Here is a 12,392-nt window from a genome sequence, read left to right on the forward strand (position 1 = left end):
AAAGCACGCGACGCCGACATCTCTTTTTCAGGAGTCGAGTCCTGCCGCAACGCATTCAGTGGGATGGAGGGTTCTGGACTGCCCAGCGCGCGGTATTGATCATCACTGAACTTGAAATGACCTTTGCACCCTCCAAGGCACATCAGCGCAACGAATGTGATAGGCACAGTGCGCCAACAATGAAAGTTCATTGGAACGTCTCCAGACAAGAAATTAACTAAAACGTGATTATTGAGTGGCTAGGTACGCCGTCCATGAGCAGCACCAATCTTCAGATGTGCCAGGCGGTAAAGCAGCGTGCGCCGCGACACCCCTAACGTGCGTGCTGCAAGGCTCCGGTTACCGCCGCTGTCGCGCAGACTCTCAAGCAGAACGCCACGCTCGAACTGTTCGATGCGCTCACGCAGTGAAAGACCAGCCGGATGGCTTGTCGAGTCGGTGGCAATGGGAAAGTGTTCCGGTCTCAGCTCCGCGTCGTCGCATAACAATACGGCACGCTCGACGAATCCTTTCAGCTCTCGAACGTTTCCAGGAAAGGCGTAACCCGATAACGCTCTCAACGCAGCTTCCGACCACAGCACAGGCTCTCGCTGTGAATTCTGGCAAGCCATGTCGGAGAAATGCCGGGCCAGTATTTCGATATCTTCCACGCGATGACGTAGCGGAGGAAGCTCGATAGGGAACTGCGCCAGACGGTAATAGAGGTCTTCTCGAAAGCGCCCTTCGGCGACCAATGTCGGTAAATGGCGATGAGTCGCCGCGATGATTCGCACATCTACCTTGCGAACGTCGTTGCCGCCCAGTGGACGAATCTCGCCCTCCTGCAAGACCCGCAGAAGCTTTGCCTGTAATTGCAGCGGCATATCGCCAATTTCGTCGAGTACCAGCGTGCCGCCATGCGCTGCGTCGAACAGGCCAAGCCGATCACGATCGGCGCCGGTAAACGCGCCTTTGCGATAACCAAAGAGTTCGCTTTCCAAAAGGGCTTCCGGAAAGGCGGCGCAATTCTGTACCACGAGCGCGTTGGAGCGACGAGGTCCGTGTTCGTGAATGGCACGAGACACTATCTCCTTGCCTGTCCCTGTCTCGCCCGTCAGCAATACCGTGCAAGTACTGTCGAGAATCTTGCTCAGAAGATGGGTGGTTCGATCCAGGGCAGCGCTACGCCCTATAAGTCCAAAGCGCTCTGCCGGTAGGGCGCGCCAGCGCGGATGAAGCCTCGCGCCCACTAGCCTGGCTGATGACTGCAGAACGGATAATTGAGAAATCACGAACGACCCTAGCGCGCCCAGAGATTCTGCGTAGCCTTCCAACTCTCCAGAATGCCTGCTCACACATACCAGCACCCCGACAGTTGTCCGCTCACGATTGTGCAGCGGAACGCACAGCAGTGATTTCCACTCTTGCGCCTCTACCGGTAGAAAGCGGGTTCCGTAAAGACCGCTGCTGATTTTCGGCACGCTGACAACCCGGTTCTGAAGCAGACAGAACTGCAGTAAAGGCTCGTCGTAGTAGTCTTTAAGTGAAATCGTTTTCTGATCAGGCTGAATGATGCTATCGACGGTCTGCGCAGCAAGGCAGAGGCGTTTGTGGCTCGCGTCGAGCAAAAACAACTGGCTTGCCTGGCAGCTACTGAGCTCGGCAGCAGATAGTACAAAATCATGCTGCAACGACTGGCTATCGGCTGATCGGGAGAGCGCCGAGTATCGCGAAACCAATGTTTGCGCATAGCCTAATGAGTCGTGTAGCGAATGAAAGGACGAGACCACCTTATTCGAACTCACAGACAACACCACCTGAACTGTCCAGTGTTGCGTGAACCCTGACGACTTTGTCACCACGGCTCATGGCGCCAAGTAAATGGTCTGCTATCAAGGGGGTCAGACTGGACTCCAGTAACTGATCGATCAGCCGGGCGCCGCTGTCGTCTTGCGCACACTGCTCAAGCAGATAGCAAACCAGATCATGCGAATAGCTGAAGGTCAGGCCACGGGATTGAAGCCTCTCGCCAAGACGAGCCAACTTTAACTCGACCAGTTCACGCAGCGCCGACCCCATGATCGGGTAATAAGGCACAACCCGCATTCTAGCCAGCAATGCCGGTTTGAAATGCGCACTCAGTATCGGTTTCAGCCTGTTTTTCAGCTCCGTGACATCAGGTCGTCTGCCCTCTTGGCAGCTTGCATGGATCAGATCGGCACCCAGGTTGGAGGTCATCAGAATGAGAGTGTTGCGGAAATCGATTTCCCGGCCCTCTCCGTCGTTGGCCGTGCCTTTATCGAAAATCTGGTAGAACAGATTCAGTACATCCGGATCAGCCTTCTCCACCTCATCGAGCAGAATGACTGAATACGGTTTGCATCGAACGGCATCGGTCAACATCCCCCCTTCGCCATAACCGACATAGCCCGGAGGGGCGCCGATCAATCGGGAAACGGTATGCTTCTCCTGAAATTCGGACATGTTGATCGTCGTGAGAAAACGTTCGCCGCCATACAACAGATCAGCCAGAACAATGGCTGTTTCCGTCTTGCCCACTCCGCTGGGTCCGACCAGAAGAAATACCCCTGTTGGGGCACCGGGTGCATTCAAACCCGCAGCCGATGCCCGGACTGCCTTTTCAATGGTCAGCATCGCCGGCTCCTGACCCCGGATGCGCATACGCAGTTCTGAGGAAAAGCTGTTGATTGCCGGGCTGTGCTCCTGAGCCAGACGCGATACAGGAATTCCAGTCCAACCACCCACTACTTCAGCTATCAGCCTGGGGCATACCTCAAAGCTCACGAGACGCTCGTTCATCTGAATATCGATCAGGGTCTGTCGAACCTGGGCCAACTCGGACGCAAGCGCGCGTATGGACTCATACTCATTCGCCTCAGCCGACTGTGCTGTTCGGTCAGCCAGTCGCTTGCGCAGGTCCAGCAGACGCTCGACGGCTTTCCGTTGATCAGCCCACGTACACTCCAGCACTACAGCCTCGCTCCGCAGCCGTGACAGATCGGCAGCCAGCGTATCCAATGCCTTGTCATCAACCGACAGACCGGCATTGGCATCACGCCGTGCTGCTTCGAAATGCCTCTGCTGACGCGCCATCTCGCTTCGTAGATATTCAAGACGCTCAGGCACGGCGACCAGAGCGATTCGTGCTCGAGCGCAAGCTGTATCAAGCAGATCGATTGCCTTGTCCGGCAACTGGCGCCCGGTGAGATAGCGTGCCGAAAGCCGGGCTGCGGCGACTACAGCATCATCGCGCAGATAGACACCATGAGTACGTTCATATAGCGGAGCAAGCCCGCGCAGAATGGTGATGGCCTGCTCTACTGTCGGCTCCAGCACCCGGACCGGTTGAAAGCGACGTGCAAGCGCCGGATCCTTTTCAAAATATTGTCTGTACTCGGCCCACGTCGTCGCTGCAATGGTCGGTAACTCGCCGCGTGCCAATGCCGGCTTCAACAGATTGGCCGCATCCGAACCACCCGCCTGCGCACCGGCGCCGACGAGTGTGTGAGCTTCATCGATGAAAAGAATAACCGGACTGGATGAGGATTTGACCTCGTCAATCACGCCCTTCAAACGACGCTCGAACTCGCCCTTGATACTGGCACCCGCCTGGAGCAGCCCCATATCCAGAGACAGTAATTCAACGTTTTCCAATAGATCGGGGACTTCCCCGTGAACGATTTTAAGCGCCAGCCCTTCGACAACCGCAGTCTTGCCGACACCCGCCTCGCCCACCACAATGGGGTTGTTCTTGCGTCGACGAGACAGGATATCGATCATCTGACGCAGACAGTCATCACGGCACAGCACAGGATCGAGCAACCCCTCCCTGGCCTGCTGCGTCAGATTATGAGTGAAGCGTTCGAGCAGCGAATCACATTGATTCACTGACGGTTTTGTTACCTCCGGCATCTGTTCGGCAAGGGCATGATCGCGAAAGCGCTCGATATTAATCTTCGCCAATAATGGCTGGTATGGACGGTCGGCATAGCGCAAGGGATTACGCAGCAAGGCAAGAATCAACGCAGACTGATCAATCAGGCTTTGGCCCAGATCCAGATTGGCAATCAACAGCGCGTCCTGAAGCCATTGAACAAGTTCGGCAGAAAATGCCGGGCTCCGGGTAGCACTTTGCTCGACTGGCGGGTGAAGAAACCCTGCAAGTTCGTCAGCCCCAACCTCGGCGTCCAGTAACGCACGGGCAAGTATCCCATCAGGTCTTTCCAACAGGGCAAGCAACAGGTCTTCAACCAGAATTTTGCTGCTGCCTCTCGAAACGCAGCGTTCGGCCGTTCCCTCCAGTTCTCCGCGTGTAGGCGCATCGAGGGCATTGACGAGTTGCTGCAAATCTACATCGATCATGAGTCATCCTTAATGTATCGGTCTGTTGAGCATGACCAGACCCAGGGCATGCTCGCGCCCGAGCCAGGTGGTCCAGCCCAGGTGACAGGTGTTCGATTGGCCAATGCGCAGTTCTCTGATGTCTTCATGGCGCAGCTCAAGACAAACGTCGTAGTCCAAAGGATCGCGTAACGTGAATCGGACAAGAGCGCCCAACGGACGGTAGCCGGGGCCGATGGGTAAAAATTCGTGGAACCGCTCCCAATCGAGTTCTTTCACGTGGACGCGAAACTTGCCACTCCGATCAGGGACCCGATTACCCAGAACAACAGTGCGTCCTAACTGATGATTGGTCACTCCAAGGCAATTAAGCTGAGAGCTGCGAATATCGACGGTTCGCTCAACGCACTGCTCGATAAACAGCTGAGCGTGCTTGAAGTAATAACGAAGCACCGACTCGATCAAGGCGGCCGAATGAGCGCGCAGGCTCAAGAGCCCCAGATACGGCAACAACCGTTTCCAGTTCAATTCGGGAGTTTCGCGAATGCGCTGCCCGTGCAGGCCGATCAGTGCAAACAGCTGTTCGGAAAACGGATCTGTCGCGCCACGGGTGAACATGGCGTGATAGCGATACTTGCGCCATACGGGGAGCATTAACATCTGCAATCGACGATTAAAGATATCCAGAAAATCGCGAGTCACATTAGGCTTGTCCCGCTCACCCAAGGCTTGTTCAGCATAAAAAGCGGGTAATGGAGAGCCGGAACCGACCAGGCTCATCACATTTAGATCAAGTCGTACGTGCAGCTGACCCTGCTCGTAAAAAAGCTCCATGCATTCAATATCACTGCCAGGAAATCCAAGACCCGGATTTGCCCGCAATTCGAGAAAATCATGAACGCGGCGCTCATCCGTATCGGGATGGATTTCACGCAAAGTATTGAGAATCAGCGGTATCGCCTGATAAACAGAGTACCGCCGTATGTCCTGACTCAGCCTGGCTAAAGCAGCGGTTGCATGCCCATGCGCGGTGCCCATTCGTATCCTCCACCTTGTGTGCTCTTTACATGAAGTTCGTGAAAGGAATTCAGGCTCGCGTAGAGCGCAAAGAATTCGTTTAGGACGGAGGCGAACAAGAACAAACTGCCCTCCCCTGCAAAGCCGTCAGGTTCGACGGTCAACTCCGTCCTGACTCCCCTTACAGGCAGCCCGTCATGCAGGCAGTCGATATGTTGGTGCCGAATGGACTTCAACCCGCCCAGGAGATGCTTACTGACTTTCTCTGCCTGCGAATCGTAATACCGAGGCAAATCGTACGTTTCGAGAATCACTTTCAGTGCTTCGATATTTTCGAGCGACAAGTAGTTGAGCGACATGTTACTGATCACACGCCAGAGAAAATCCCCGTCCATGGGTGGCGCAAATGTTTTCGTGGCAGGCGTTATATTTCTGAAACGCAAAAAGTCAGGGGTGCCCTCACAGGGTTTACATAGGCCTCCTGCCTTGATTTGCAACGGAAGGTCGCCGTTAGTGCATGTCATCTCAATGGACATTGTCTCGTCAGTTCGCCCAGCTCGAAGACCGAAGCTTAAAAATGTATCAAGCCCCTTGTGCTGCAGCGAAGTACGATGCCTCACGCTGTAGTAAGGCGAGTCACTATCCACATCGACCGCAGCGTCATGTTCAAACGATTCGAAGGGTACGTAATTCTGATAGCCCAGCCCTCCAGGCTGCCAGCCAACCACCTTATCGACCGAGTACACACCACAACCGCCGTGTGCGTAATGCGCAGGAATGAGCAGATATTCGTCCTGCCGGGCATCCGCAAGAATGGGCAAGGCATCCTGTTTGAACAGGTTCACGACCGGCGTGCAGTAAAGCTTGATGTTTTCGAGGGTAGGACGAAGGAGTTGCATGTCCTTTCCTTGCACATCAAAAACAAGTTGTAGCCCGCGCGCGCGCTTCAGCAGGTCGTCAGTCAATGAGTGAATGACATCGAAACCGAGAACATCGACAAAAAGAAACTTCTCAGGGAAAAAGAAATACTCTTGCAGGTAGCGATAGCCCCGAAAGGTATTGAGTGGGTAGGGAATCAACGACTCCTCTTCAGCGAAGCCTACAGGTTTCACGTGTTCCACAGGAATGATCAGTTCGATCGCTTTACCTGAAGAGTTCAGTAACGGTTCGCCCATCGCATCAAGAGGCAATAATGTGATGCCCTTGAGCTTCTGCATTATCGCGAAGTAAATAGCTTGGCTGACGCGACGCTCACCCGCCAGGTGCAAGCGCAACTGACTGAACTTTACCTCGCCTAAATGGCTGTCTCCATTCATCGCGAGACACAGCTTCAGCGTTGTCCCGCCCCCGCTTGACGAACAATAGAGGTGAGTCAGTTTCAACGGTAATACCTGAGTGGCAAAGCAGGTACGGAAATGGCACACCTGATCATTCACTGGTTCGCTTTCTACAGGTGTTGCTCGCTCCACAACGAAACCCGGGCCGGAGCCGTCCAGAGCGTCAAACTGAAGCATGCTCACCGAGGGCAGAGGTCGAAGGTAGTTGGGCCATAACAACTGCATGAGGGAGTGGGTCAGCTCAGGTAAATCTTCATCCAGCTTTTGACGCAAACGGCCCGTCAGGAAAGCAAACCCCTCAAGTAAACGTTCTACGTCCGGGTCCTTGCCCGCCTGCCCTAAAAAAGGAGCCAGCGCCGGATTACGCTCGGAGAAGCGACGCCCAGACTCTCGGAGAGCCGTCAGTTCTTCTTGATAATAGAGGTTAAATGACACCGTTTTTCTACCTGGCCGGTCGTAAATCGATAATGAAAAATCTGGGTATAAAACTGTAGATAATCGGCGCACCGCCTCGCGAGGCGAAAAACTTACTCAAATAATGCTTATTTTGCCGTCGCCACCGAGCATTGCAGAAAATCGAATGGACTTCTTTACACCTGCAATGTCCAGAGCCGCACCGATCGAGAATGTTCGCCTCAGCAGACAACCTTCGTGTTCTTCCACCGTCACGTGAACATCGAACAATCGTGGTTCATATGTTCGAATCATCTTTTCGATGATCATGCGAGAGTGCCTCAGCGTATCGTCAAGGCTCAGCCCCATATTGTTCAAGTCAGGGAGACCATAATCAGGCAGCATCTTTACGCTACCGGCGCGCGTACCCAGCATCTTGGTCAGATGAGCTGATATCAACATCATTAACTGCTCTTCCTTGTCAAAAGACTGCTGTTGCAGTACGTCACCTGCCAAGCGTTGAAAGAGGCTACCTTTTGGATTCATCATCAATAGATGATCTACTCTTTATCCATTTTGCCGACCAGCGACAGCGTAAAGTCAGCGCCCATGTACTTAAAATGAGGACGAACATTCAGACTGACCCGGTACCAGCCAGGATCACCCTCAACATCACTGACAATGACCTGTGCCGTGCGCAGCGGTCGTCTGCCACGCACTTCTGAACTCGGATTCTCCTGATCCGCAACGTACTGACGTATCCATTTGTTAAGCTGACTCTCCAGGTCCGCTCGCTCTTTCCAGGAACCTATCTGCTCTCTCTGCAGCACCTTGAGGTAATGTGCGAGGCGATTGACGATCATCATGTAGGGCAGTTGAGTGCCTAGCTTGTAATTAAGCTCGGCTATTTTCCCCTCTGGATTGTTGCCAAAAAACTTGGGCTTCTGTACTGAGCTGGCAGAAAAGAACGCTGCGTTGTCGCTGCCCTTGCGCATGGTTAATGCGATAAAGCCCTCTTCCGCCAGCTCGTATTCACGACGGTCAGACACCAGTACCTCAGTCGGAATCTTGGTCTCGATTTCACCCATGCTGTGGAAGTGGTGTAAAGGCAGGTCTTCAACAGCACCACCGCTCAAAGGACCAATGATGTTGGGGCACCACCGAAATCTGGCGAAGCTGTCTGTCAGCTTGGTAGCAAATGCATAGGCCGTATTGCCCCACAAATAGTGCTCGTGGTCGTTCGAGACGTTTTCCTCATAGGCAAACGTCTTCACCGGATTTTCCTTCGGCCCGTAGGGGCTGCGTAAAAGAAAACGCGGTACTGTCAGTGCGAAATAACGCGCGTCTTCCCGCTGCCGAAAGCTTTGCCATTTGGCGAACTGCGGCCCTTCGAAGTGATCTTTCAGATCCTTTAGGTCGGGCAGACCGGTGAACTGCTCAAGCCCGAAAAAATTGGGGCCTGCGGCCGCAATAAAAGGTGCATGCGCCATGCAGGCAACGCTTGAAACGTACTGCATGGTCTTCACATCGGGAGCGCTTGGCGAGAAGAAATAATTGGCAATGATCGCGCCTACGGGATTACCGCCAAACTGACCATATTCAGCGGTATAGACATGTTTGTAGAGGCCCGATTGAACCACTTCAGGCGAGTCTTCAAAATCGTCCAGAAGATCTTGCTTGGAAACACTTAACAACTCAATTTTTATATTTTCGCGAAAATCGGTTCTATCAATCAGTAACTGCAGCCCGCGCCATGATGCTTCCAACGCCTGAAATTCTGCATGATGGATGATCTCGTCCATCTGGCGACTCAGCTTGACGTCAATCTCGGTAATCATCCGATCAACCAGCGCTTTTTTGACCGGCTCGTCGTTATTACGCGGTTTCAGCAGTTCTTCAATAAATGCAGCCACCCCTCGCTTGGCAATACCATAGGCGTCGTCACAAGGCTCTAATCGGGTATGTGCAATAATCTGATCGAGAATTCCATGGTGAAGTTCACTTGCATCGCGCTGCGGTATGGCTTTTGTGTTCATATGTTAATTCCTGACAATGGGTCCGATGTTACTGTTGCGCCGCGACATCCAGGCCAAGCTCATCCAGCACGTTCTTACGCGATGTTTCATCCGTAATGACCTGCTCGATGGCCTTACGAAAAGAAGGCATGTTCCCCAACGGCCCCTTGAGCGCCATGAGGGCGTTGCGCAGCTCCATCAACTTTTTAAGCTCAGGAATCTGTTCGACGAGACTGGCAGGGTTGAAGTCTTTCATCGAAGAGACCTTGATGCTGACAGTGAGATCGTCAGCCCCGCTTTCAGCCTGCAAGCGGTCAGGTACATTCAGTACCAGCTCAAGCTCCTGCTTCGCCAACACATCATCGAAATTGTTCTTGTCGATACTGATTGATTTACGGTCCTCAAGCTTTCGCTCGTCCGCGCGCTGTATGAAATCGCCAAGAACCAGCAACTTAAGTGGCAGCTCTATTTCTTCCTGCGCACCACCAACAGCAGGCTTGAACGTCACGTTGATCCGCTCTTTGGGCGCTACAGAGCCTTCTCTGGCCATTCCATTTCCCCTCAATTTATTAAACTGTACGTTAGCCATCAATAAATCTTTCAAGGTCGTGATGACACAACCTCTGGTAAATCACTTCTTTGCGCGCTGCTGCCTTATCGTTAAGAGCCATTCGCTCATAACAGCTATATAACAAGCGCGACACGTCGAGGAAGATCGTGGGTTCCCATGCCGGGAGGCTTGCTGATTGAAACTCCTGATCAAGAGACTCAAGTTGAACCTTCGCTAACTCATATTTATTTGCATCGATACAGAGACGTGCGATGCATAGTTTGCAGAAAAATCGCTCTCGCCCGCCCTCTAAACCATTCATTCGATCACTCACTAATTGCACAGCAGCTTTCAGCCCTTTTGTCTGCAAAACCGGCAGTGCATCGTGGTACAACGAATTTCGTTCTGAGGCGTCATGCTGACTTTCGCTGCCATACGCATTTCCGACATGGACCTCGGCAGGCAGGATATAAGTGGCGATCCACTGTAATGTCTCCGCGTCTGCAAACGGCACACCGTCGTGAAAGCGAAGTTCAACAAGGTCTGGAATGCGCTTTAAAAGCAAAGCAAACTGAGCTTCCACTTCGCGCATTGCCGCTTCGCCCCCCAGGGCTTTCAGACAGTTCCAGACCATTCGCTGACCATCAAACCAAAAAGGCGACCCCGCAAGACTTGCTTCAACATCCACAATAAGGTCTGCGTAAAGACCCTGTTCGAATCGCTCTTGGTAATTGCTTAATTTGTCAGCGGGCAACCTCCTTAACGGGGTTATTTTTTCACTGTTTCTTTCAGGAAGACTGTCCACTGCATACCAGGTCTGCGAACGACCCAGGCGGAAAGCTCGCGGATCTGTCGTTTTTTGCTTAAGCCACCATCTGCAAAGGCTACGTACGGAGTACTCCTGCACACTTAAAGTCCGCTGGGCGTCTTTCTCGTTGTCGATGTGAGAGTCACTTGAAAATAACTGGACCGCAGCCTGCTTGACGCGCTCCACCACCTTGACAGGCTCTTTCTCAACTTGCTCAGCGCGCTGAATCATACGGGCGAGCCGTCTTCGCAACGGCAGCAGCAACGGGGCATCACTTCCCAGATACAGATTAAATATTTCATCCAGGCCATCAAGCTGTCTGAGCAGTTGCTGGAATTCAGGAAGCTGGTGAGTAATGGAAATATCCTCTCCCAGCGCCTTGTCGAGTTTCAGCAAGAGCCATTGCATGGCCGCTGAACGTGTTCGTAATTTTTTGGGATGAAAAAGCAGCCAATGCTCTTTGCACACATAATGAATCAATCCCAGCCCCGCAGATAATCCGTTAACAGACTCGCATTCATATAGAGCCCACGCCAGCCAACTGGCGACGCGCAGGTCTTTGGACTGATTTGAAAGGATATGTTCGCAGCCCTCTCTGATCCGCAGCCAGTCTACATTCACTTCCCCGAGAATGGCCTGTGCACCGCCCAACTCACGCTCCAAGGCTTCAAACGCCGTAGAAAAACGGATGTCTTCGCCTGCATAATCACCCGTTGCGACAGGATGCCGGGCCAGATCCAGATATCGAATAGAGAGCTTGTCTTTACTGGCCACTGCTCATATTCCCGCACGCCGTGCATTTCATTGTGAACGAATTGTCTAACCACTCATAAAGCCAGGCAGACCTTATCGTCATAAAAACCAGCAAGCAAGATGACACTTGATAGATAGTAGACTTTCGGAAAATTCTTACAAACAAACGAAGAGAATACGTAGGAACGCATATAATTTATGTACCAAAATATTTAACAACCTAACTATCTATTGACTAAACACGCTATCACATGCTCATCAGAACACACATATATATTTGGCTTAAAACTCACCCAGGAGGCGCCATTAAACGGCCAGCAACCTTGCCAATAGCACGTACAAAACCCATGACCTTCCGCACAAAAAGACCAGATATAGAAATATGGATATATTTGGATAGAATCCTGGAAAGCTGCGCAAAAAAATGAAAATAGTGTGCAGAAACTTGCGCAAGTTACTCGAAAAAATTCACAACGAGCGTCACCCTCATAGCCAAATCAGCTGACAATACTGACTTAAGAGATACCTGGCACGTAACTTGTTATAGCGATGCTTCGATCTCCAAGCCAATTCGCTTGTGAGGCGCCACCGACTGTAAGGAAGGACGTTAATGCCTACACCCGCCTATATGACTGTCATAGACGCCAATCAGAAAATACTGACAGCAGGAGCTTTCACAGCAGACTCTGTCGGCAACGTCTATCAGGAAGGCCATGAAGATGAAGCAATAATCCAGGCATTCAGCCATAACATCATTACACCCTGTGATCCTCAGTCAGGCCAGCCTACTGGCCAACGCATTCATGGTCCTGCGTGTGTCACGAAAATTTTCGACAAGACCTCGCCATTGCTTCTGGAGGCTCTTTGCTCAGGCTCAACACTAAGCAAAGTCGAAATCAAGTGGTACCGGACGTCCATCGATGGCAAGCAGGAACACTATTACACCACCACCCTGGAGGATGCGGTCATCGTCAACATCAAGTCCTACATGCACAACTGCCAGGATCCGCAGAACTCGCACTTTGGACACCTGGAGGACGTTCAATTCAGCTATCGCAAAATAACCTGGGACCACGTAAAGGCCACTACTACCGGGTCTGATGACTGGAGAAGTCCGAAGTCGGCATAACTCCGCTGCCCCGGCGGTTCGACAGGATCGGCGGGGTTTTTATAAACCG

At 52.4% G+C, this 12,392-nt stretch carries 9 protein-coding genes; 1 reads left to right on the forward strand and 8 read right to left on the reverse strand.

From position 1 onward, the window contains the following. Positions 1–239 precede the first annotated feature (239 nt). From KBY02_RS08175 to tssA, 8 genes are all read right to left on the reverse strand, one after another. The gene (locus KBY02_RS08175; RefSeq protein ID WP_172452209.1) at positions 240–1,784 is read right to left on the reverse strand and encodes a sigma-54 interaction domain-containing protein; all 1,545 of its coding nucleotides are present in this window, start codon (positions 1,782–1,784) and stop codon (positions 240–242) included. Then, a complete protein-coding gene (gene tssH, locus KBY02_RS08180) occupies positions 1,771–4,362 on the reverse strand; it encodes a type VI secretion system ATPase TssH (protein WP_116894118.1) in 2,592 nt (863 codons plus the stop codon). Before tssH ends, KBY02_RS08175 begins: the two co-directional genes overlap by 14 nt. 9 nt (positions 4,363–4,371) lie before the next feature. Continuing rightward, positions 4,372–5,379, reverse strand: coding sequence for a type VI secretion system baseplate subunit TssG (gene tssG / locus KBY02_RS08185; protein WP_058398490.1), 1,008 nt, complete (start codon positions 5,377–5,379; stop codon positions 4,372–4,374). After that, positions 5,343–7,130: a type VI secretion system baseplate subunit TssF gene (gene tssF, locus KBY02_RS08190; RefSeq protein WP_024661250.1), complete on the reverse strand. Its 1,788-nt coding sequence runs from the start codon at positions 7,128–7,130 to the stop codon at positions 5,343–5,345. The genes tssG and tssF overlap by 37 nt, the downstream gene beginning before the upstream one ends. A 96-nt stretch (positions 7,131–7,226) precedes the next feature. Next, a complete protein-coding gene (tssE, locus tag KBY02_RS08195) occupies positions 7,227–7,637 on the reverse strand; it encodes a type VI secretion system baseplate subunit TssE (RefSeq protein WP_003405672.1) in 411 nt (136 codons plus the stop codon). An 11-nt stretch (positions 7,638–7,648) separates the two neighbouring features. Continuing rightward, positions 7,649–9,124 (reverse strand): type VI secretion system contractile sheath large subunit, encoded by a 1,476-nt coding sequence (gene tssC / locus KBY02_RS08200; protein ID WP_024643124.1) that lies wholly within the window; start codon positions 9,122–9,124, stop codon positions 7,649–7,651. Between the two features lie 28 nt (positions 9,125–9,152). Beyond that, positions 9,153–9,653, reverse strand: coding sequence for a type VI secretion system contractile sheath small subunit (tssB, locus tag KBY02_RS08205; RefSeq protein ID WP_003405674.1), 501 nt, complete (start codon positions 9,651–9,653; stop codon positions 9,153–9,155). Positions 9,654–9,684: 31 nt separating this feature from the next. Beyond that, positions 9,685–11,235 (reverse strand): type VI secretion system protein TssA, encoded by a 1,551-nt coding sequence (gene tssA, locus KBY02_RS08210; protein WP_024643125.1) that lies wholly within the window; start codon positions 11,233–11,235, stop codon positions 9,685–9,687. A 589-nt stretch (positions 11,236–11,824) separates the two neighbouring features. On the opposite strand from tssA, the gene KBY02_RS08215 reads away from it, so the two are divergent. Next, positions 11,825–12,343, forward strand: a complete 519-nt coding sequence (locus tag KBY02_RS08215; RefSeq protein WP_024643126.1) for an Hcp family type VI secretion system effector — start codon at positions 11,825–11,827, stop codon at positions 12,341–12,343. Positions 12,344–12,392 lie beyond the last annotated feature (49 nt).

The organism is Pseudomonas sp. P129 (assembly GCF_020312195.1).
GTDB classification, from domain to species: domain Bacteria; phylum Pseudomonadota; class Gammaproteobacteria; order Pseudomonadales; family Pseudomonadaceae; genus Aquipseudomonas; species Aquipseudomonas fragariae.